Raw genomic sequence first — 20,717 nt, 5'->3', positions numbered from 1 at the left:
AAAGTTATAAAAAGAGGTAAAGAATTAAAATGGAAAAGAATGCAAAAATATATGTTGCAGGTCATCGCGGAATGGTTGGTTCTGCAATCGTAAGAGAACTTGAGCGTCAGGGTTATACAAATATCATCACACGTACACACAAAGAGCTTGATCTTACACGTCAGGATCAGGTTGAAGAGTTTTTTGCTAAAGAAAAGCCTGAGTATGTATTCCTTGCAGCTGCAAAGGTTGGCGGAATCATGGGCAATGCTACAGCCAAGGCTGATTTCATGTATGACAACATGATCCTTGAGATGAACGTGATCCATGCTGCATGGCAGAACGGCTGTAAGAAGCTTGAATTCCTCGGTTCGTCCTGCATCTATCCTCGTATGGCTCCTCAGCCTATGACAGAGAAGGTTCTCCTTACATCTGAGCTTGAGAAGACCAATGAGGCATATGCACTTGCCAAGATCAGCGGCCTTAAGTACTGCGAATACTTAAATGGTCAGTATGGCACAGATTATATCTCTGTAATGCCTACTAACCTCTACGGCCCTAATGATAACTATCATCCTGAGCACTCACATGTACTTCCTGCTCTTATCCGCCGCTTCCACGAAGCTAAGGAGCAGAACCTTCCATTCGTAACATGCTGGGGCGATGGATCACCACTTCGTGAGTTCTTATATGTTGATGACCTTGCTAACCTTTGCGTATTCCTTATGAACAACTACTCAGGCGATGAGACAGTTAACGCAGGTACAGGTAAAGAGCTTACTATCAAAGAGCTTACAGAGAAAGTTGCCAAGATCGTAGGATACGAAGGCGAGATCAGATGGGATTCTACAAAGCCAAACGGAACACCAAGAAAGCTTCTTGATGTATCTAAGGCAACAAATCTTGGATGGACATACAAGACTGAGCTTGACGAAGGAATTAAGCTCACATACGAGGATTTCCTTAACAATCCTATGCGTGCAGAAAGATAAAATCAGTCTTTCAAGATAATTAATATTTAGCCATGCTTACAGATATGCTGTGAGCATGGCATTTTTTTGTAGAAAGACAGTCGGCATAGCGTTATAATGTAAACGTGGGATAGTATAGGGTTTTAGCAGGGAGGGCCGACATCTATGTCTTTTTTCGAGACCATTGAAAGCGCATCTGACGTAAGAAAAAGAGAACGTGAGAAGAATAATCCCCAGGTAGCGCCGGTTAAAAAGCGTATACCTTCTACTATACGTGTGTCTGAAAATGTTCCCAAAGCAAAGATCAGAATACTTCATGTACTTAATTCCATCGATCTGAGCGGAATGCAGGCACACATCATGAATCTGTACAGAAATTTTGACAGAAGCCAGATTCAGTTCGATTTTTTGATTCCAAGAGATCCAACCCCGACAGGTAAAGAATTCCCATCATCTGATGAGCTGCTTCGCCATAGAAGAGCAGGATTCTTTGATGCAGAGATAACAAGGCTCGGTGGCCACGTTTATGCCATACCGACATATAACAGCAATAACCTTTTTGGATATACAGAGCTTGTGAACAGCTTTTTTGCCCAGCACGAAGGTGAATGGAAGATCGTGGAAGGGCATATGTATTCTGCTGCGTCAATATATCTTCCCCTTGCCAAAAGACACGGCGCGATAACAATCATGCATGTAGGAAGCGTAATTGATGCAGGACTCGTTCAGAAGATAAGAAAAGCTAACTTCACATCACCTATACTAAAAGAAGACTGCGCGGACATCTGCTTTGCATCAAGTATGGGAGCTGCAAGAGCCATCTTTGGAGATATTGCAGTAGATGCAGGAAGAATACATGTAATACAGGATGGAATCAATATACAAAGCTTTTTGTATAATGGCAAAATACGTGATGCCTTCCGCGAAAAACTAGGCCTTGCGAATACCTATGTTTTTGGATGCGTGGCACAGTTTCATAAAAATCAGAATCATGAATTTCTTTTTCATGTCTTTGCCTGGATGCAGAAAATATTGGCAGAAGACCCTACTGGGGAATTTGACAGCCTTAAAGGCCTTCCTATGAAGCTTCTTCTTATAGGCGATGGAGAAGAACTTATGGACTGCGCACAGATAGCGGCGCAGCTTGGAATAATAGGCAATATACTCTTCCTTGGCACCTGGGGCAATGTATACGATTTTTATCAAATTATGGACTATTTTATATATCCTGCAAATGTAAATGGAGCTCCGGCAGCCCTTATGGAAGCGCAAGTATCTGGACTTCCATGCATGGCGTCTGATACTATTTCAAAAGATATAAATCTGACAGGACTCATAAACTATTTTTCACTGGAGAATCCACCAGAGGCCTGGGCATACCACATCCTTGATGAGATGAACAAAATGGGTGTCATAGCACCTGCAAGATCGGGCGCAGATGAATATTATGACTATGATACACTTATGAATCTTCATCGCCTTCTTTCAGGCAAGGATGATAAGGAAACACAGATGCAGTTCGATCAAAGAAGCTATCTCCTTAACAGAAGTGCATCGCCTCAGATGGTTGAGAGAATATTTAAAAATGCAGGACTTAACATTGAGCAGGAAGTAGCTTTCATGACAAGATTGTACCAGAATATAGGTGTCCCTAAAGAAAATAAGCAAGAAGAGAGAACAACATGAGTAAAAATTTCAAGTATGGTTTTGTGGATATGCATTGCCATGTGATCCCTGCTGTTGATGACGGCTCCAAAAGTATGGAGATGTCACTTAACATGCTTAGGATTGCCTATGAAAATAATATACGGACAATTATCGCTACGCCTCATAACAAGATCTATGTTAAGTCCGTATCTCCCAAAGGCATCCATAAAAGGGTCATGCAGCTTCAGGAAGAAGCTGATAAAGCAGGTATCGACATAAAGATATATCCAGGCAATGAACTATACTACGACGAAACACTTCCCCAAAGGCTTGAAGAAGGAAATGCCCTTCCCATGGGAGAATCGTCAGATATACTTGTTGAATTTAATCCTTCGGATGAGTACAGCTATATTTCTGAGGGATTAAGGCGCCTGGCCTATGAGGGATGGGATCCTATACTGGCCCATTGCGAAAGATATGAATGTTTCTATAAAGATAAATCAAGAATTGACGAAATAATAGATGGAGGAGTGCGACTTCAGATCAATTCCGACAGCGTTATGATGGGAATGTTTAACCCCGTGGGCCGATTTGTAAGAAAGCTTCTATCCCAGGAAAAAATCAGTTTTGTAGGTACGGATGCACACAGAGATACGGGCAGTCGTATTCCTGATATGCTTGATTGTGCTAACTATATAAGAAAAAATACGGAGAAGATTACGCCAGAGAAATTCTATATGAGAACGCTATGAACCTTTTACGTTAAAAGAGTTTGGAGGTACGTATGGAACAGACTGATGTTAATGTAAGCCAGAATGCTCAAAACGGCAAGACCGCAATAGAGATTGACATTGGTGAGATCATAGGTGTGCTTGTTCATCGCCTGTGGCTTATTGCGATCGTCTCGATAGGATGCGCTGTTGCAGGATTTGCCTTCAGTAAATTCGTACTACCCGAAGAATTCAGATCGACTACAAAAATTTTTGTTCTTGATAAAGATAGCGCTGACTCCAGCAATATCTATACAGATCTTCAGGTTGGTTCCCAGCTGACCAAAGACTATGCGGAGCTTATTAAGAGCCGCTACGTTCTTGAATCTGTCATTGATACTCTTGGTATAGGTGACAGATATGATTATGATGATTTTCTAAAAAAAGTATCTGTTAATACTCCTTTGGATACGCGTATCGTAGCTATTACAGTAACAGATACTGATCCATATACAGCCCAGACCATGGCCAATTACATAAGAGAAGTCAGTGCCCAGCATATTGAAAATGTTATGGACATTGATGCCGTTAACGTTGTAGAAGTTGCAAATCTTCCGACCGAAAAATCAGCTCCAAGTTGTCTTCTATGGACACTTGGAGGATTCGTACTTGGAACAGTTCTTGTTGCAGCTCTTCTTATCATACATTTTCTTGTAGATGATACAGTCAAGACCTCTGAAGATGTTGAGAGATATCTTGGCATCAGTGCTCTTGGTATCATCCCGTTTGATGAAAATGTTACTCAGGATATAGGTTCCCAGAACAGTAAAAATAGTAAGAAATCAAGAAAGCATAGAGAATCACGGGAGATCAGTCATATTGGCGTAAGTGATATGGACGATTCTGAATCGAATACAGGCTCATAAGAGTTATATCTATAAAAGATTTTTCTCAAAAAATGTAAATAATAAGTTGATTGTAGCCGATATCTTTAGTGCGTAGGACTTTGATTATCTATGACATAGTCCTATATAGGGGAGAATACATGCAGAGAGTAATGATAAGGGATAATGAACTTGAATTCAGGACCAGAGAAGCGTATAAGACGCTTCGAAGTAACATCGAGTTCAGTGGCAGGGACATACGTACAATAGCAATTACATCAAGCACACCTAATGAGGGTAAATCAGAAGTTGCATTCGAGCTTGCAAGAACCTTTGCTCAGGCTGATAAAAAAGTACTTCTGATAGATGCGGATCTCAGAAAATCTGTTATGAGAGAGCATTTTAAAAACGGCAAGATCAGATATGGTCTTACCAATTTCCTCGTAGGACACTGCAAGATCGATGATTGTCTGTGCCAGACAGATGAGCCCGGATTCTACATGATATTCTCGGGGCCGAACACACCGATGCCATCAGAGTTACTTGGAGGTGAAGTGTTCGGGCAGCTGTTAAAAGAGGCTCATGATGTATTCGATATCATCATTATCGACACACCACCTCTTGGATCAGTTATAGATGCCGCTATCGTCGGCAAACAGTGCGACGGTACAGTTCTCGTTATAGCCAGCGGCAGGATAAGCTATAGATTCGTTCAAAATGTTCAAAACCAGTTACGCAAGGCAGGATGCCACGTACTGGGTGCAGTCATGAACATGGTTTCCATGGATGGAAATAAATTTTATGGTAAGTATTATGGCAAATACTATGGTAAGTATTATGGCAAATACTATGGCAACTACGGAGATTATCAGTAAAGTGTAAGGACTTAAAACATAAGGGTTCGAAGGGAGAAGATGCGAATGTACTTCAACTGGAAATGCACTATTTGCTGTCTTATGACATTAACTTTGGTAAGCGGATGTAGTAAGATCGGATCTTTCAGTATAGATGATGAGAGTACGCCCCTGTCTGATGGAGCAACTTATCAGTCAACTGTAGAAGTATTGGAAGAAGGACTTGCAGAAAGCTATCTCAAAGACCTTGAAGACGGAGAAGTGCTGGTTGGCGGTGCAAGCGATGCCTTCGTATGTCAGGGCACAGTTCCTGATCTAAAGCCTGACTGGGATACTATACTTATTGAAAATCCTGATACCGTTGCATATCTTGTCATACCTGAAGCCGGAATAACAGTTCCTGTAATGCAGAAAGCAGGAGACCAGACCTATTATGACACGCATAATTCAAAAGGTAATATTCAGGAAGGCGGAGCACTTCATCTTGATATAGGCAATAATGCTGATTATACAGATCCTAATACTATAATCTACGGAAGCAACGAAAATGGTGGCCCTCTTGAATACCTTGGAATATATGGAAATCCTGAATACTTTGAAGCTAATCCATTTATATACCTGTATATTCCGGGATACGTACTTGAATTCAGAGTGTTTGCTGCAATGAGCGGTGGCGATACAGATATACTCACAAATACTAATTGTTATGATTATGATGTTTTTAGTAGATATGTAGAACAGATATATGCATCCAGAAGTATGGATTTGCAGAAGACGGATTATCTTAAGGAAGCAGTGATTAACGGCTGGAGAATGCTTACGTTATCAGCAGGATCCTCCACAGATTCAACCAACAGATATTTTGTTTACAGCACTTATTCAGGTTCACAGATCCAGTGAGAAATGAGGTATGTTATGAAAAAGAAAATCATGTCAGTCTGGGCAGCAGTTCTTCTTCTTTGCTACACATGTGCATTCAGTACTAGTGCCGCAACAAGTCCTACGACTGCTAATGTAACCATCATCACTAATATATATGTAAATGGTGGCAGCTCCGGCGGCGGCGGTAATTCCGGCGGCGGAGGCGGTGGCGGAAGGTCATCCGGCGGAGGCGGCGGAAGATCATCTGTTCCATGTAACAGTATGGGCGCTGCATATGTAATTCCAAGAAGCGGAACTCCTGTACGTATTACATCAACCTATAGCGGAGTTACAGATGGAAGAGCAGTATCAACTGCGATATCACCAAAGCCAGGAACAGACAGCCTGTCAGATACACTTATGGCATATGTTAATGGCGCGTCCGGAGGAAAGACTGTAATAGGACCATTCAAACTTCGTATGTATGTAGCCGGAGTATCGATATGGTCAGGATTTGGTACCTTCACATCAACTTATGGTGTTGGTAATGCTTACGAGGGAAGAAATGTTACTATCTACCAGATACATCAGGACGGATCTGTTACAGCTGCATCATCAGTTGTTGTAGGCGGTAAAGTATCTGTAACAATGGACGATATGGGAAGCTTTGCAATAGTTGTGAACTGAAACCAAAGTCTCATAAGGGCAAGGGGGCGATGTATCAGTGCATAGGAAAATGAGAAAATTTAATAAAGATACTTCTCCCCTGAAAGAAGATAACAGCCTTGTAATAGACTATGATATGGGCGACATAATGCTGGACAGAAGGCAAGGCAAGGTTGTTAATCCTGATTTTGAGTTCGAAGATATCAGCAATAATAGGCACAGAGATGCTTATAACGATGATGTTGAAGGGTGGGTATCTTCAAAGAAAAGTGCTGTAAGGACAGTAAAAAACGGTTCATATGTAAATAACAGGCAGCTATATGAAAGCTCCATTAACAATTTAAGTCTTGATTATACAGAGCCTAAAAAAGAAGATAAGAAAGAATCAGGGCAAAGAAAGACAGCACTTGAACAGCTTGCGGAGATAAGAGGAGATAACCCTCCACCAAAGCCCTTTGTCAGCAGAGCTGAAGAAGTCAGATACCAGTTTTCGGAAAAGAAGCGCAGAGAAGAAATCAGAAAGTTTGCACAGGAAAGACAGCGGGAATTAGGTATTAAAAGACAGAAAGACGAAGACCGGCGAAGGACTGAAGAACTAAAAAAAATATTCGATCTTGATGATGGCGAGGAATCATTGGAGCCATCATATGAAGAACTGAAAAGAAGGGTAAAAGCTTCTAAAGCTGACGATTCAAATGTTTTCTTTGCAAAAGAGTTGCTCAAAGAAAGAACAAGAGAAAAAGCAAGAGACAATAGAAAAGATAATTATAGGGAAGATTATAAAGAATATCATCAAGAAAAATATAAAGAGCCTGTAAAAGATGATGAGGTTGAAGAAGACGATTTTATAAACATTTCTGATGGCTTTGATCCAAGCAAGATCAAAAGCAGAGGCTCAGTTAAGACACAGGAACAACATCATAGTCACAGACATCACCATTCAAAAGCTCGTAAGGTTTTAAGAATATTCAGAAATATAGTGCTAATTGCCCTTGTGGTAGTCATAGGATTTGCAGGAATTGGTTATGGCGCATACAGGATCATGGACTATACAGGAGGCTTGTCACTATATGGTAGAACCCAGGATCAGGCTCCTGATCTGTCACAGGCTCCTTTGTACGAGGGTGTTACTATAGGAAATGATCAGATGCCTCTTACAGCATCTGCATCAACCTGGCAGTCCGGATGGATCAGATACGACGGAAAGACATATGCATATAATTCAAATCTTCTTACATTCCTTGTGCTTGGAATCGACAGCATGGACAAGGTTCATGAAGGAGAAGACGGCATAAGCGGCGGACAGTCAGATGCAATGTTCTTCCTGGTACTCGATCCTGACAATAAAGAAATAAAAGTTATAGCTATTAACAGAAACACAATGACAGATATAGATGTCTACAATGAAGAAGGTATATATGTAGGAACGGGAGAAGCTCAGATATGCCTTCAGCACGGATTTGGAGACGGGCTGACTCAAAGCTGCGATCGAACAGTTAAGACGGTAAGGAATTTGTTCCATGAGCTTCCGATAAATGGATATATATCTATTAACATGGGAGCTATACCAACAGTAAACAATACGGTTGGTGGAGTAACATTAAAAGTATTGTATAATCTTCCAGCAGCAGGGCAGTACAGGTCACTTCGTAAGGGAGAAACGGTGACGCTAACGGGAGATGATGCATACTGGTACACCCAGCACAGGGATATAAATGTAGACTGGAGTGCTAACGAAAGACTTGAAAGGCAGCTTCAGTACCTGATAGAGTTCGTACCGGCTCTTCAGGAAAAAGTAAAAGAGGACCCAAAATCAATTGCTTCAATTTACAGTGCTTTGTCCCCATATATGGTGACAGATATAGGACTAAATGAAGCAGTGTATCTTGGAAATGAAGCAGCGCAGTATAGCTTCGATTCCACAAAAATATACCAGATGAAGGGAGAGAGTATCATAGGGAGATCTGGTTTTGAAGAATTCATCTATGATGAAGAAGGTTTGTATGACCTTATCTTAGATGTCTTCTACACCGAAGTGGATGCTTGATGAAAGCACTCATGACTGAAAGGGAGACTTCCTTTGAAGTAACTAATGCTCTGCGGCCCGGAACTGGCTTTATCATCAGAAATTTTATTATTTGCTCATGTCAAAGCCCCCGGAAGATATCTCTACCTTGAAGTTGTGGAGATGCCAACATTGCATAGCGCGGATATCATAATCCTAGACGTTATGAAAGACTTGCATTGACAGAGATACTTATAGCTTGTAGAAATCCAATCACAGCCTATAAGGGGGTAATGAGATGGCAAAAACAGCAACGCTTAGGGCAGAAGCCTTAAACAATACGTTTGTAGGCCGTAAAATCATTGAATTGAATTATCAGGAAATCTTTGATTACAAGCCTAACATCTACAAATGGACAAAAAGAGCTTTTGATATTGTAGCAGCAAGTATTGCATTAATTCTGCTTTTTCCAGTATTTCTTTTGACTGCACTAGCAATCGAGCTGGAAGATGGAGGACCTGTGTTCTTCACTCAAATGCGTGCCGGTCAGAACATGAAACCGTTTAAAATATATAAATTCCGTAGTATGTACAAAAATGCAGAATCCCAGTTTGAACGTATGCAGGCTCAGAACGAGCAAACAGGGCATGCCTTCAAGATAAAGAATGACCCCAGAATAACTCATGTAGGAAAATTCATCAGAAGATACTCAATCGACGAACTTCCTCAGTTACTGAATATAATTAAAGGTGATATGAGTATAGTAGGTCCTAGACCTATTCTTTATAACCAGATGGAAGAATGTAACGCGTATGAGAGGCAGCGCCTTATTGCGAAGCCGGGTCTTACGTGCTATTGGCAAGTGTGTGGCAGAGCTAAGATTAAATGGGATCGTTGGGTGGAATTGGATCTTCAATACATAGAAGATATGAGTATTATTAAGGATATAGAACTTATTTTTAGAACCTTCCCTGCAGTATTTGGCAAGGACGGAGCATATTAATTATTTAGTAAAAGGTAATTATTGAAGCGTAGATTCTCAAAAAGAGTCTACGCTTTTGAGTTATATATAAGGCGTTAAATAAAGAAATAGAAGTATATATCAGATACAAAATTAACGTTTTTACCTATGACAAGAAACATTATATAGTTTATAATTAATTATGTATAGGTATAGTTAGTGACAAATTTTGGGGGCGGAGATGAAAACTATATTACATGTAACAGAAGTGTTGTCAGGTGGGGTTCTTCCGGTAGTGGCTGGTATATGTAATGGTTTATGCGATAAGTATAATTTTGTTGTCGCATATGGTATAAGGCCAGATATGCCTAGTAATCTTTCTACTCATTTTGATTCCAGAATAAAAATGATTCCAATTCCAGAGTTAAAACTGAAAATGTCACTTAAGGGAGATTGTAATGCTATTAGAGCGATAAGAAAAATTGTAAAAGAAGAAAAGCCTGATATAGTTCATATACATTCGACAAAAGCTGGTATAGATGCACGAATCGGGCTATTGGGATGTGAAGCAGTGAAATATTATACCCCTCACGGCTTTTGCTTTTTGCGGAAAGATCAATCCTGGTATAAGCGCGTTATTCTAAGGAAAATGGAAAGCTTTCTAGCTAAATTGTGTGATGGGATAATTGCCTGCGGGAAAAATGAATATGAAGAAGCAAAGAAAATAACCTCAAAAGCTTTTTTGGTAGAGAATGGCTTAGATACAGATTTTATTGACAATACTTTAAAAGATATAGAGCGATATGGTCACCAATACACTATTTATACAGCTGGAAGAATTGGACCGCAAAAGAATCCAAGGTTATTTAATGAAATTGCTGAAAAAATGACTGATTATAAGTTTGTATGGATAGGAGATGGTGAAGATAGAGAGTTGCTTAAAAGTAAGAATATTGAAGTGACAGGGCTGCTTGATAGAAGAGATGTAATAAAAAAATCTGTTAACTACGATTGCTATATATCTACAAGTCTATGGGAGGGATTGCCAATTGCTCTCATGGAGGCAATGTATATGAGAAAAGAATGCGTTGTTACGGATATTGAGGGGAATAATGAGCTGATTATAGATAATACATCAGGATGTTTGTTCAAATCACTAGATGAAGCGTGCAAGGCATTAGCTGCTAATAAAAAGACTTTTGGAGAAAATGCTAGGCAAAGTATTATTTCTAATTATTCTTTGACAAAAATGTGTGAAAAATATGAGAACGTGTATGGATAAAATGTTTAAAAATTATGATATTACAGTGGTGATTACACATAGATGTAACGCCAGATGCAGAATGTGCAATTCATATGAAAATGCTATATGCGCTCGTGAAGAAATAAGCTTGGATGATATAAAGAAGATTCCGAATTCCAAGTTTATTCAGATTACTGGCGGTGAGCCATTTATGCGAACGGATTTAGAAGAAATAGTTGATATTTTGTATAGAAAATCAAAGCGGTTAATGATTAATACCAATGGATATTTTACAGATGAATTAGTGCGTATTTGCTGCAAGTATCCTAAGCTTGCAATACGAATATCTATTGATGGAAATAAAGAAATTCACAATGAAATTAGAGGTATTGATATTTATGACAGAGCAGTGAATAGTCTTGAAGAAGTAAAAAAGCTAGGAGTGACGGATTTGGGAATTAGCTTTACACTTCAGGAAAAAAATGTTAATCAGCTGATTGATATGTACAGGTTTGCCTTAAAAAAGGAAGTGGATTTCGGCGTTAGCGTTATTCATAACTCTTATTATTTTAATAAATCCGATAATGCTATAAAAAGTGAAGACTCATTAAAGAATGCTTTGAAGTCTCTTGTTGATCTACAACTGAAATCCACAAGAAAGAAAGATTGGGCAAGGGCATATTTTAATGATATGAGTATTAACTATATAGATGGAAAACCTATGCCTGTAAAATGTGATGCCGGAGTGAGTTCGTTCACCATTGAGTGCGATGGAAATGTACTTCCGTGTAATATGACTCCTATGCCATGGGTAATGGGAAATCTAAAAATGCAGACATGGGAAGAAATTATTTCAAGTGAGATAGCAGAAACAATTAATAGCAAATGTAGGAATTGCAAGTTAAATTGTTGGTCTATTTGTAATGTTCAAAGCGCCATAAAGAAAAAAATATGGATTCCAGCTAGTTGGTTGATTGTGAATATTGTAAAAAAACGATAGGACATTATTTATGAACGAGTTGGTTAGCGTGATTGTTCCTGTTTATAACACTGAAGAGTATTTAGAAGAGTGCTTAGATTCTATACTTGAGCAGACATATAAAAATTTGGAAGTTATATTAGTTAATGATGGTTCGACTGATAACTCTTCTTTGATTTGTTCATTGTATGAAGAACGCGATTCAAGGGTGTGTGTTATTAACAAAGAAAATGGAGGACTGTCCAGTGCAAGAAATGCTGGTATACGAAAGGCTAACGGAGAGTATCTGGTATTCGTAGATAGTGATGATATAGTTGCACCTTTTTTTGTTGAAGCCATGGTTAGTTCTATCCAATTGTATGATTGTGATATCTCTTGTTGTGAGAGTGTAAAGTTTATTGAAGATGGATCAAATAAGGCACGAAAATGCTGGTCGGAATTTGGAATAAATGATGTCAATGGAACAATTTACACTAAGGAAAGAGCGATAAAGGATAATTTATATGAAAAAATAAGGATAACTGAGATTCCATATAAAGTGTATAGAAGACAAGTTTTCAAGGATATATTTTTTCCGGAAGGTATTATTTACGAAGATTTGGCAGTTACTTTCAGGTTGTTTATGAATGCTAACCAAATTGTTGTTTTGAATAAAAAATTATACGGATACAGAAAAAGGAAACAATCAATTATAAGTAGTAAATTTGGTGGAAGGAATATGAGTAGTGTCCGTGTGGCTCAAATATTGCAAGAGCACTTGGGAAATGATCCTCTTTATCAAAATGCGGCAGCAAACGCATGTTTCCGAATTAACAGGGTGGCTTTTTCAAAGGTGCCTTATCATATGATTAGAAGCCAAATTTGGGAGCAAATTACTACATATAGAAAGAAAGTTATGCTTGATAAAGAAGCAAAAACGTATGAAAGACTATTGGCATTTTCTTCTTTCCTAGGACCACTATTCTTTAGGTTTACAGTTGGATTGTTTGAACGCCTGAAATATGGGTATTACCATATTCAAAAATGAATGGAGATTTGAACGATGCAGTTTTGGGGAGTTAATGCAGCTATATTTCTTGCATATTCACTGATTCTGAATAAGTTTAATAAAAAGGAAATATATTTATGGATTTCCTTCATACATTTATGCTCTTTGGCGGCCCTTAGAGGAATTAGGATTGGTACAGATACATTTAGATATTCTAGCGACTACCTGCGAATTTCAAAAAATATTTTTGGTGGAAGCGTAACAATACCAAAATCATCTCTGATGCATAGATATTTTTCTTTTGTTTCTATATTTTTTCCTGGCAGAAATGGATATATGATTACAACATCAATTCCAACGATTAGTGGTGTATTTCTCCTGATAAAGAAATATTCAAAAATTACTTCTATAGCATTTATCTATATTTGGGCTTTTATTTATACTTCTTTTCTATGAACGCAGGAAGACAGTTTTTTGCCATTTCATTAAGCATTGTCGCTTTTATTTTGCTACGCGAAAAAAAGCTATTGCTTTCGTTTGTGTTCTATTTATTTGCTGTATTGATGCACAGTTCAACTATTGTATTCGGAGCATATTACATTATTCATATGATAGAGTGGAATATGGCATTGTTCATTAGTTATTCCGCATGCGCGACTGCTGCAAGCTTGTCTATAGGATTCTTTTTGAGACTTTTTCTCTTTGTTTTTCCGAGATACAAATGGATGGTTAAAACATCCTTCTTATACGAGTGGTCATCAAATGGACGTACTTCTGTTTTACTGGCCCTTTATTGTGTTACAGCTATAGTTTTATCTTTGTATTGGATGGCTGTAAGTGAAGGACGATTTGTATTTACAATCGGAGATAGGAGAATATGTGGAAAAAGAGTTCTAAACAAGGATAGTATAGCATTTATGTACGAATTGATGGCTTTATTGGTAATTGTGGTGGTTATAAATGGTTTTCACCCAACAGTTATTCTTTTTACAAGGCTTACATATACGCTATTTATTTATATTCTGGTACTGCTTTCTAATGCAATCGATAATTTTGGCAAATTGGGTAAATATATCGCCATAGTACTGTTTGCACCATTATTTGTTTTTATGTATCTGCAATTAAAGGGTAATTATTCGGATGTATTGAATTATACGTTCTACCAGTTGTGGTAATAGGGATAATACATATGAATATAAGGGTTATTCTAAATAGAGTGATACAGAATTTAGAAAAAATAAAGATTAGGCTACTGTATTTCGATATTTATGATAATGGAAAAAAATATCTTGCACTAGAAAATTCGTATGAACGAGAATTAGGAGATTATACTCCGAATGCTAATAAGAAGATTTCTAAGAATAAGCAGTATCCTGCAGGCAAAATATTGCGATTTATATTTGAGGGTAATTATTTTGATATTGCAGTTATATATAGTAAAAGATGTTTCATTAAAAATATGTCACCTAAGGCTACAAGTGCGTTGAGCATATTTAGAGTAGATAAGGGAAAGTATGAGAAACTCGCGGAAATAGCACCTAAGAATCCGCATGGACTATTTATACAAAAGAGAGTACCAATAGATAGCGCTGATCCCAATGAAATAGCTATTTTTTTACCTTCGTTCGCGAAAATAGACAGGATATCATTAGTGGCACCAAAAGAAATAAAAAAGGTATCTATCCATAGAAAGAACATATTGTTTTATGGATCGAGTATAACTCAAGGCTGTGCAGCTAGTGCGACGAGTAGTAGTTATGTTTCAAAAATAGCCATAGCCATGGATTTGAATGTTTTGAATTTTGGGTTTTCTGAGGGCGCTAGGGGCGAACGTGAATTAGCTGAATTCTTGGCTTTAAAACATGCAGACTACTATGTAATCGAATATGATCATAATTCTGATGAAAAAGAGTTAACTGAAAGGCATTTGGAGTTTTATAAAACAATCAGAAAAGAGAATCCAGAGACACCTATTATTATTATTTCAAGGCTGTCGTATGGAATATCAGTTTCTGAATCTGAAGCACGGAGACGAGAAGAAATAATAAAAAGAACAATTGGATACGGAAGAGAAATGGGTGATAAAGCATTATTTCACATAAATGCGGGTAGTAGTTCTATCGATGAGAGACGAAAGCTACTTGCTGATGATAGACATCCTAATGACGATGGAATGGATTATCTTGCCAGGCAAGTGATAAGCATACTAAGGGGATGGAATGATAAAGATAATTAAAAGTAATCTAAAAAAGATACTGCCAAAAAGATGCCAGGCTTTTCTTAAAATGGGAAAAGATTTTTGGACTTTAAAAAATAGAATAAATAATATTGGACAAAGCGGTGTTGTTGATGTTTTAGTTGGAACACCTTTGCATCAGAATATTGGGGATCATATTATTGCGGAAGCTGAAAAACAATTTTTACTTAGATGTCAAAAAGAAGTAATAGAAATTCCGATGGAAGCTTTTGTGTATTTTAAGGGGAGAATTCAAAACAAAATTGATTATATAGGGACAGTGTATATAAGTGGAGGTGGATGGCTTGGGAATTTATGGCCAGAAGATGAAAACAACTTTTTGAATATGATCAAAGTGTTTGAAAACAAGCGAATAGTAGTGTTTCCACAAACTGTTTATTATGATGACAGCTTAGAGAGCACATTGAAAAAACGTGAAAAAGAAGTTTTGTCAAATAAGAGTGACTTGTATTTCTGCGCAAGAGAACGAACAACATATGACTATGCTAAGAATAATTATGTCGGCGTAAATGTATATTTGTTCCCAGACATTGCGTTTTTTGAAAATTTTGATGATATGTTGGAAAGAAAGAAAAACAGCAATGTTGTAGGGGTTTGTCTGAGAAATGACAGAGAGAAAGATGTGGACTGTAATATAAGTGATCAGTTAAAACAACATAATTATGAAATACGTAAAGTAAACACCATTTACCCACATAGAGTTCACTTGGCAGATAGAAAACAAGCGATTAGCAAGGTTGTTAGGGATTTTTTAAAATGTAATTGTGTTATTACTGATAGGTTACATGCAATGATTCTTTCTGCAATTCTCGGTATTCCGTGCATAGCCATTGATAATAAAACTCATAAGGTAAGGGGGATATACGACGAATGGTTGGGAAACTTTAAGTGGATTTGTTTTGTTGAAAAGAACAAGGTATCAGAAATGGATATTGAGAATATGATAAATACGCTTAAAATACCGGATTCTTTTGACTTAGATTTATTGCGTTCAAGATTTGACGATATGAGGCAAATAGTATGAGTCAAGTAATTAAGAAGCTAATTTTATGTTATTTACCAAATAATACTTGTAACTTACGTTGTTCATATTGTTATATTACGCAAAGTGATAGATGGGAAAAACCGAAAAAGCTTGAATATTCTTATGACTATATTAGAAAGTGTTTTTCAAGAGAAAGATTGGAGGGAACATGCCTTATAAACCTTACTGCGAATGGTGAAACATTGCTACATCCCGATGTGGAACTGCTAGTAAAGGCTTTTTTGGATGAAGGCCACTTTGTGGAGATAGTAACTAATGGAGTGCTTACAAATGCTATTGATAGAATACTAGATAAGAATTGCGATAATCTTGCTCATCTGTTTTTTAAGATTTCATTTCATTATACAGAACTAGTAAACAAGAACCTTTTGGAAGTGTTTTGGAATAATGTTAAAAAAAAAAAAAGTTCTGGATCGTCATTTACTATAGAACTTATGCCGAATGATGATCTGGAAAATGAAATAGACAGTATTAAAAAGATCTGTATAGAACAGGTAGGAGCGTACTGCCATCTAACGGTAGGTAGAAATGATAGTATAAATTCTAAACCTTTATTATCAAAGCACCCTGAAGCAGAATATAGATGTATATGGGGGAGCTTTGAATCAAAAATGTTTGATTTTAAGATGGATATCTTAGGGAAAAAGAATCGAAGTTTTTGTTATGCCGGCGATTGGAGCTATTTTGTTAACTTGTATTCTGGTGACGTTCAAGGGTGTTATTGGCAGCCTGTTATTCAAAATATATATGAAAATCCAGAAGAAAAACTTAAGAGTATTCCTATCGGAGGACATTGCAAATTGCCTTATTGTGTAAATGCGCATGCCCATATGGCCTGGGGAATTATTCCAGAGAAAAAGACACCATATTACAACGAGATTAGAAATAAAAAATGCTCAGATGGAAGTGAGTGGATTGTTGGCGAATGCAAGGAGTTTTTCTGCACAAAATTGTATGATTGTAACGAACAGTATAGTTTAGTTAGCAAAAAAATAAAGAATATTCTCTATTACTACTACGCTATAGGTGGCATCTTGGGTAAACCAAAAGAAAGCTGGGAGCGGGTTGAAAGATATCTTAAGAGAAAGAAAAATGGATAAGAATTTTAGTAAGAGCAAGGGAATTACATTTGATGTCTTAGTTTTTTTAATTGGGAATGTGTTAGCTAAGGCAGTTCAATTTTTTTTATTACCATTGTTCACTGCTTATATGTCTACAGATGCATATGGAAGTGGAGAATTAATTAACAATTTTTCCGAATTATTATTACCGTTTGCTACTTTATGTATTTATGATTCTGTTTTTAGATTCTCTGTTAATGAGAATAATTCTGCTTTCCTTAATTCGGCAATTAGTCTATTGATGAGGAGTGCGATAATATGTGGAGTCGCAGTAATTGCTTTTTGGCTGATAAGCAAAGATTGGGCTATAGTTTACTTGTTTGTGATAGTTTATTTATATTCGCTAAAAATGATCTTGGCCTATTACATTAGAGGAAAAGGGAAAAGCGTTTATTATGCATTAAGCGGGGTGATTAATGCATTTTCACTATTCTTATTTAGTAGTGTTTTTTTGGTACTATTAGGTTTTGAAGCGAGGGGATACTTGGCATCTATAGCATTGGCATATATGGTTACATCAATCTTCTTGTTATTTGGCATCGAAGAGAAGATGGTTATAACAATCTGGCCAATTGATAAAGAGATATATAGAAAGATGCTCAAATATAGCACTCCTTTGATCATTTATAATACAGGATATTGGATTACAAACATGTCCGGTAGATATGCGATTTCTATTTTTTCGGGAGTTGGAAATGCCGGAATATACTTGGCTGCGATGAAGATTGCGACGATTATCAATATGATACAACAAGCTTTTTTTATGGCATTTCAATTAAATGGAGCAAAACAATATGATCAAAAAGGCAGTAATGAGTATTTTGACGATATATTAAAAATATATCTGGCTGTAGTTTTTATTTTTGGCGGTGCTGTTATGATGCTGTACAAAGTTATAGCAAGGATAACACTTCACGGTGATTTCTATTCTGCTGTAGTTTTCTTGCCTGTAATTATATTAGGTGCTATTGTTGATTGCTTTTTTTGCTATTTTAAGGTCTTGTATACAGTATTTAAAAGAACAAAAAGGATTATTATTAGTGTTTTGATAGGGGCTATAGTTAATGTTTTTATGTGTGTGATTTTGGTGCCGCAATTGGGAATTCTCGGAGCATGTATATCGAGTATTATTTGTTTTTTTGCGCAGGGAGTATTTAGAATATTTGATACTAGGGCTTTCATAAAGATAAGGATTAATTGGGCGGAACTGCTGACGGTTTTATTTGGAATGGTAATGCAAATGTTCCTATATATGAATGGATATTATTGGGAAGCTGTTTTGCTATATTTAATCATTTCAGCCGTTTTGGTAGTTGGAGTAGTTAGGTTTTGGAGAAGCAGAAGTTATCGACAATTGTAATCTAAAGATAAAAATGGAATATACAAAGACTATGGAAAAAAATGAGAAAAAACTAGCTAGATTGGATTATATTGATTGCGTTAGAGGTATCGCGATATTCCTGGTTGTTTTTGCGCATATAGCAGAGCGATACATGAAATTTGATAGTTATCCAGAATATTATTCTTTGTATGAACTTGTTTACAAGATAACGTATGCGTTTCATATGCCATTACTAATGATGATCTCTGGGTATGTGTATTGCTATGTTTTTTTTAGTGAAAAAAGAGTTCGTGAAGTAAAATTGAAAAATCATGTATTGGATTTGGGCATATTATATTTTCTAATGAGCTTTCTGGCTTTCTTTTCAAAAATTATGTTTTCAAATGATGTTTTGGAACCGATATCTTTCGATAGCATTCTGTATATTTTCATAAAACCCATCGGGCATCTCTGGTATCTACATGTTTTGATTGTCCTTTATTTTATAAATATTTATTTGGTTAAGCTGACAAATGTTTATAAAAGCACTGTTTTTATAGTTGCATTTGTGCTGCTTTGCATGTTCTCAGATTTTGTTCCTCGCGATACGATGATAGCTTCGTTATTGGCACGAATAATGAAATATGAGCTGTATTTTTATATTGGTATAGTGATGAAAGAAGAACCAGAGCATTTTCTATTAAAAAAGTCTCTTATATATATATTTTTTATTGCCTCAGTTATAACGTTATATTTTGCAATGGCTCAAACAGAACGGCCTGATAATCAGAGATTTATTCATGTTATTATGGCAGTTGGATTATCGTTGGGAATTATATATTTTTGCAAGTGGTATAGTATCGGAAATGTGGGAGTGTTTAGAAAACTTGGCCTTATTAGTCTGGAAATATATCTTTTGCACCAGTATTTGATAACATTGCTTAGACTATTACTTTCTAGAATATGCAGTAACGGAATAATTAGCCTTTTCTTGAATGTTACTATTACTTTGGTTTTAATTGCGGCGCTAGTGAAAACTATTAAGCATTATGGGATAAGAGATTATATATTCAAACCTTACAGTAGTATATGTACTGTGCTGAGACGCAAGCAGCGTATATGCCGCTAATAATAAATGTAGATTAATACAATATAGATAATCCTGATTATTAAAATGATAGCACTTAAAATGATAGCGCAAAATAAGAATCATAGCAAATCGAACAAATGTTTGCTATAATAACCAATGGTGCTACCATTTTCGGTGGGCGGTTGGCTATTTTGCCAGGGATGACCTGAGAACTCTCATGTGTTATAGGAGGGATACTATATGGGAAATCTGAAGCTAGAGCTATCTTGATGATTGAGATTGTGATGACGATTATCAGTATCATCGTTACCATAATTAGTATTTGCAAGAACTCAGAGGAATAAGTATTTTATTTTGTCCAAGGTAAGTCCTCATCCATGAGTACTGGATATCAAAAATCCCCACATTTCTGCAGGGATTTGGATATAGATTTATGAACTTTGAAAATTTAAGACTTTTTAAATCTGCTAGGGCATTTTTTTTGGACAGTTTTTGACCAGGGAAGAAGGGCATCTAGGAATTTAGTATCCTTATCATTCTGATGCTTTGGAATCTCTGACAGCAAGAGGTTGAAGTACTCGTAGGTGTTTATGGCATTAGCTTTGGCTGTTTCAGCAATGCTGAATATCATGGCACTTGCCTTCGCTCCCTTATCGGATTCCATCAGTACAAAGTTCTTTCTGGCAATGGTGAAGGGGCGTATGGCCTGCTCTGCGTAGTTATTATCCATAGGTATTTTTCCATCAGTCAGAAACATACGGAGATATTCTTCCTGATTTAAGCTGTAAGCCAGAGCTTTGCCGATGGTGCTATTGTGTGTAACTTGACTGTACTTGAGTTTTACCCACTCAAAATAGGCATCGACTTTGTCCTGAAGGACAAGCTGACGCTGCTTTTTGCGGTCTTTGTTTGACAGGTCGTCAAAGCCATTATCCAGATGCATTATCTCAGTTATCATTGAGTATGCTTCTGCTGCTATGGAACCTTTGGCTGCTTTTACGCCTACTGATTTTATGAATTTATGGTATCAGGAACTGTGAACATAGAAGAGGTTTTAGTACCATTGAATACATTTCATAGATCTTTTATCTGCAAAACAATCAAATGATGTGATGTGGATTTTTATTATATGGAG

20 protein-coding genes are annotated in these 20,717 nt (G+C 36.9%); 19 read left to right on the top strand and 1 reads right to left on the bottom strand.

What is annotated here, in order from left to right:
• The first annotated feature begins 29 nt into the window (after positions 1 to 29).
• The 19 genes from I7804_RS01235 to I7804_RS01145 all read left to right on the top strand — a co-directional run bounded on the left by I7804_RS01235 (position 30) and on the right by I7804_RS01145 (position 19,621).
• Positions 30 to 971: a GDP-L-fucose synthase family protein gene (locus tag I7804_RS01235; RefSeq protein ID WP_027218582.1), complete on the top strand. Its 942-nt coding sequence runs from the start codon at positions 30 to 32 to the stop codon at positions 969 to 971.
• 144 nt (positions 972 to 1,115) lie between these two features.
• Positions 1,116 to 2,636 (top strand): glycosyltransferase, encoded by a 1,521-nt coding sequence (locus tag I7804_RS01230; RefSeq protein ID WP_248404548.1) that lies wholly within the window; start codon positions 1,116 to 1,118, stop codon positions 2,634 to 2,636.
• Complete coding sequence (locus tag I7804_RS01225) at positions 2,633 to 3,349, top strand: CpsB/CapC family capsule biosynthesis tyrosine phosphatase (RefSeq protein ID WP_248404547.1); 717 nt, start codon at positions 2,633 to 2,635, stop codon at positions 3,347 to 3,349. Before I7804_RS01230 ends, I7804_RS01225 begins: the two co-directional genes overlap by 4 nt.
• 32 nt (positions 3,350 to 3,381) lie before the next feature.
• Positions 3,382 to 4,233, top strand: a complete 852-nt coding sequence (locus I7804_RS01220) for a YveK family protein (RefSeq protein ID WP_248404546.1) — start codon at positions 3,382 to 3,384, stop codon at positions 4,231 to 4,233.
• 119 nt (positions 4,234 to 4,352) lie between these two features.
• Positions 4,353 to 5,066: a CpsD/CapB family tyrosine-protein kinase gene (locus I7804_RS01215; protein WP_248404545.1), complete on the top strand. Its 714-nt coding sequence runs from the start codon at positions 4,353 to 4,355 to the stop codon at positions 5,064 to 5,066.
• Between the two features lie 81 nt (positions 5,067 to 5,147).
• On the top strand, positions 5,148 to 5,945 hold the full coding sequence (locus I7804_RS01210; RefSeq protein WP_248404544.1) for a class B sortase: 798 nt from the start codon (positions 5,148 to 5,150) through the stop codon (positions 5,943 to 5,945).
• A gap of 15 nt (positions 5,946 to 5,960) precedes the next feature.
• Positions 5,961 to 6,593 (top strand): hypothetical protein, encoded by a 633-nt coding sequence (locus I7804_RS01205; protein WP_248404543.1) that lies wholly within the window; start codon positions 5,961 to 5,963, stop codon positions 6,591 to 6,593.
• Positions 6,594 to 6,642: 49 nt separating this feature from the next.
• Positions 6,643 to 8,619 carry an LCP family protein gene (locus tag I7804_RS01200; protein ID WP_248404542.1) on the top strand — a complete coding sequence of 659 codons (1,977 nt, stop codon included), beginning with the start codon at positions 6,643 to 6,645 and terminating at the stop codon, positions 8,617 to 8,619.
• Positions 8,620 to 8,875: 256 nt separating this feature from the next.
• Positions 8,876 to 9,580: a sugar transferase gene (locus I7804_RS01195; protein WP_248404541.1), complete on the top strand. Its 705-nt coding sequence runs from the start codon at positions 8,876 to 8,878 to the stop codon at positions 9,578 to 9,580.
• A gap of 199 nt (positions 9,581 to 9,779) precedes the next feature.
• A complete protein-coding gene (locus I7804_RS01190; protein WP_248404540.1) occupies positions 9,780 to 10,820 on the top strand; it encodes a glycosyltransferase in 1,041 nt (346 codons plus the stop codon).
• Complete coding sequence (locus I7804_RS01185; protein WP_248404539.1) at positions 10,813 to 11,781, top strand: radical SAM protein; 969 nt, start codon at positions 10,813 to 10,815, stop codon at positions 11,779 to 11,781. The genes I7804_RS01190 and I7804_RS01185 overlap by 8 nt, the downstream gene beginning before the upstream one ends.
• Before the next feature lie 10 nt (positions 11,782 to 11,791).
• Complete coding sequence (locus tag I7804_RS01180) at positions 11,792 to 12,787, top strand: glycosyltransferase family 2 protein (RefSeq protein ID WP_248404538.1); 996 nt, start codon at positions 11,792 to 11,794, stop codon at positions 12,785 to 12,787.
• Between the two features lie 15 nt (positions 12,788 to 12,802).
• The gene (locus I7804_RS01175) at positions 12,803 to 13,204 is read left to right on the top strand and encodes a hypothetical protein (RefSeq protein ID WP_248404537.1); all 402 of its coding nucleotides are present in this window, start codon (positions 12,803 to 12,805) and stop codon (positions 13,202 to 13,204) included.
• On the top strand, positions 13,174 to 13,923 hold the full coding sequence (locus I7804_RS01170) for an EpsG family protein (protein ID WP_248404536.1): 750 nt from the start codon (positions 13,174 to 13,176) through the stop codon (positions 13,921 to 13,923). The genes I7804_RS01175 and I7804_RS01170 overlap by 31 nt, the downstream gene beginning before the upstream one ends.
• Positions 13,924 to 13,937: 14 nt before the next feature.
• A complete protein-coding gene (locus I7804_RS01165) occupies positions 13,938 to 14,984 on the top strand; it encodes an SGNH/GDSL hydrolase family protein (protein ID WP_248404535.1) in 1,047 nt (348 codons plus the stop codon).
• Positions 14,968 to 16,029: a polysaccharide pyruvyl transferase family protein gene (locus I7804_RS01160; protein WP_092061422.1), complete on the top strand. Its 1,062-nt coding sequence runs from the start codon at positions 14,968 to 14,970 to the stop codon at positions 16,027 to 16,029. The genes I7804_RS01165 and I7804_RS01160 overlap by 17 nt, the downstream gene beginning before the upstream one ends.
• Positions 16,026 to 17,150: a radical SAM protein gene (locus I7804_RS01155; protein WP_248404533.1), complete on the top strand. Its 1,125-nt coding sequence runs from the start codon at positions 16,026 to 16,028 to the stop codon at positions 17,148 to 17,150. The genes I7804_RS01160 and I7804_RS01155 overlap by 4 nt, the downstream gene beginning before the upstream one ends.
• Positions 17,143 to 18,531, top strand: a complete 1,389-nt coding sequence (locus tag I7804_RS01150; protein ID WP_248404531.1) for a lipopolysaccharide biosynthesis protein — start codon at positions 17,143 to 17,145, stop codon at positions 18,529 to 18,531. The genes I7804_RS01155 and I7804_RS01150 overlap by 8 nt, the downstream gene beginning before the upstream one ends.
• A 13-nt stretch (positions 18,532 to 18,544) precedes the next feature.
• On the top strand, positions 18,545 to 19,621 hold the full coding sequence (locus tag I7804_RS01145) for an acyltransferase family protein (RefSeq protein ID WP_248404529.1): 1,077 nt from the start codon (positions 18,545 to 18,547) through the stop codon (positions 19,619 to 19,621).
• A 409-nt stretch (positions 19,622 to 20,030) separates the two neighbouring features.
• Here I7804_RS01145 and I7804_RS01140 read toward each other — a convergent pair whose 3' ends face one another.
• Positions 20,031 to 20,597, bottom strand: coding sequence for an IS66 family transposase (locus I7804_RS01140; protein ID WP_282570509.1), 567 nt, complete (start codon positions 20,595 to 20,597; stop codon positions 20,031 to 20,033).
• Positions 20,598 to 20,717 lie beyond the last annotated feature (120 nt).

Origin of the sequence: Butyrivibrio fibrisolvens, from assembly GCF_023206215.1 — a bacterium.
Lineage (GTDB): Bacteria > Bacillota > Clostridia > Lachnospirales > Lachnospiraceae > Butyrivibrio > Butyrivibrio fibrisolvens_C.
Note: the sequence above shows the minus strand (reverse complement) of the source record. Positions and strands in the feature narration are given on the sequence as shown.

What these genes read in the sequence shown, in the direction of transcription:
- I7804_RS01235 (WP_027218582.1), top strand. Translation starts at nt 30, where the DNA reads ATGGAAAAGAATGCAAAAATATATGTTGCAGGTCATCGCGGAATGGTT.
- I7804_RS01230 (WP_248404548.1), top strand. Translation starts at nt 1,116, where the DNA reads ATGTCTTTTTTCGAGACCATTGAAAGCGCATCTGACGTAAGAAAAAGA.
- I7804_RS01225 (WP_248404547.1), top strand. Translation starts at nt 2,633, where the DNA reads ATGAGTAAAAATTTCAAGTATGGTTTTGTGGATATGCATTGCCATGTG.
- I7804_RS01220 (WP_248404546.1), top strand. Translation starts at nt 3,382, where the DNA reads ATGGAACAGACTGATGTTAATGTAAGCCAGAATGCTCAAAACGGCAAG.
- I7804_RS01215 (WP_248404545.1), top strand. Translation starts at nt 4,353, where the DNA reads ATGCAGAGAGTAATGATAAGGGATAATGAACTTGAATTCAGGACCAGA.
- I7804_RS01210 (WP_248404544.1), top strand. Translation starts at nt 5,148, where the DNA reads ATGACATTAACTTTGGTAAGCGGATGTAGTAAGATCGGATCTTTCAGT.
- I7804_RS01205 (WP_248404543.1), top strand. Translation starts at nt 5,961, where the DNA reads ATGAAAAAGAAAATCATGTCAGTCTGGGCAGCAGTTCTTCTTCTTTGC.
- I7804_RS01200 (WP_248404542.1), top strand. Translation starts at nt 6,643, where the DNA reads ATGAGAAAATTTAATAAAGATACTTCTCCCCTGAAAGAAGATAACAGC.
- I7804_RS01195 (WP_248404541.1), top strand. Translation starts at nt 8,876, where the DNA reads ATGGCAAAAACAGCAACGCTTAGGGCAGAAGCCTTAAACAATACGTTT.
- I7804_RS01190 (WP_248404540.1), top strand. Translation starts at nt 9,780, where the DNA reads ATGAAAACTATATTACATGTAACAGAAGTGTTGTCAGGTGGGGTTCTT.
- I7804_RS01185 (WP_248404539.1), top strand. Translation starts at nt 10,813, where the DNA reads ATGGATAAAATGTTTAAAAATTATGATATTACAGTGGTGATTACACAT.
- I7804_RS01180 (WP_248404538.1), top strand. Translation starts at nt 11,792, where the DNA reads ATGAACGAGTTGGTTAGCGTGATTGTTCCTGTTTATAACACTGAAGAG.
- I7804_RS01175 (WP_248404537.1), top strand. Translation starts at nt 12,803, where the DNA reads ATGCAGTTTTGGGGAGTTAATGCAGCTATATTTCTTGCATATTCACTG.
- I7804_RS01165 (WP_248404535.1), top strand. Translation starts at nt 13,938, where the DNA reads ATGAATATAAGGGTTATTCTAAATAGAGTGATACAGAATTTAGAAAAA.
- I7804_RS01160 (WP_092061422.1), top strand. Translation starts at nt 14,968, where the DNA reads ATGATAAAGATAATTAAAAGTAATCTAAAAAAGATACTGCCAAAAAGA.
- I7804_RS01155 (WP_248404533.1), top strand. Translation starts at nt 16,026, where the DNA reads ATGAGTCAAGTAATTAAGAAGCTAATTTTATGTTATTTACCAAATAAT.
- I7804_RS01150 (WP_248404531.1), top strand. Translation starts at nt 17,143, where the DNA reads ATGGATAAGAATTTTAGTAAGAGCAAGGGAATTACATTTGATGTCTTA.
- I7804_RS01145 (WP_248404529.1), top strand. Translation starts at nt 18,545, where the DNA reads ATGGAATATACAAAGACTATGGAAAAAAATGAGAAAAAACTAGCTAGA.